The organism is Oleiphilus sp. HI0043, assembly GCF_001634935.1.
This window is the reverse complement of sequence record NZ_LWEY01000600.1, coordinates 1-1,046: the sequence shown is the minus strand read 5'-3', so window position 1 is coordinate 1,046 and position 1,046 is coordinate 1. Positions and strand designations below refer to the sequence as shown.

At 47.9% G+C, this 1,046-nt stretch carries 1 protein-coding gene; it reads right to left on the bottom strand.

The annotated features are described in order from the left end of the window. A partial coding sequence (locus A3729_RS07410) for a DNA gyrase subunit A (protein WP_304439700.1) occupies positions 1-1,046 on the bottom strand: 1,046 nt, incomplete at both ends.

Genomic DNA, 1,046 nt, shown 5'->3' with positions numbered 1-1,046 from the left:
GAACTTCAGTCAGATTAAAGCGAGCCATTAACACAGCTTTTGGCCCCTCTTCTGTTCGAATCATATGGATTACCTCATACATAATCAGGCAGGCGACCAATAGCCCATCCAAGAGTTGTCGCCGCTTCTCGACTTTATCGAGCCTAAATTTAAGTCTACGCGTTACGGTATCTGTTCGATAACTAAGCCACTCAGTTAAAATAACCTTCAGGCCTTTCACTGCCGGGCGGCCATCGATACCAATCATATTCAAGTTAACACGATAGGTTTTTTCCAAATCGGTGCTTGANTAAAGGTGACCCATTAAAGATTCAATATCAACGCGGTTAGAACGTGGAACAATTACTAAACGGGTTGGGTTTTCATGGTCAGACTCATCTCGTAAGTCGGCAACCATTGGCAGCTTCTTCGCCTGCATTTGCGAAGCGATCTGCTCCAGTACTTTAGCCCCGGAAGTCTGGTGCGGTAATTCACTTACCACAATATCGCCGTTTTCCTTGTGGTAAATTCCACGCATACGAATCGAGCCTCTGCCCGTTTCGTAGATATTCAATAACTCAGTACGAGGCGTCACGATCTCGGCACCAGTAGGATAATCCGGCCCCAGAACATTCTCAGCAAGCTGCTCATTGCTGACACTGCTGTCATCAAGTAAGCGAATACAAGCACTCGCCACTTCCCTAAGGTTATGTGGTGGAATATCAGTTGCCATACCCACGGCAATACCCGTGGTACCGTTTAATAGCAAATTAGGTAAGCGTGCTGGCAGAGTTTTAGGTTCATCCATGGTGCCATCAAAGTTTGGCGCCCACTCTACGGTGCCCTGACCTAACTCAGCTAAAAGTGTATCTGCGTAAGGAGCCAGCCTTGACTCGGTATATCGCATCGCAGCAAAAGACTTCGGGTCATCCGGAGAACCCCAGTTTCCTTGTCCGTCAATAAGGGGGTAGCGATAACTGAAGGGCTGCGCCATCAAGACCATTGCCTCGTAACAAGCACTGTCTCCATGAGGGTGAAACTTACCCAAGACATCACCCACCGTACGA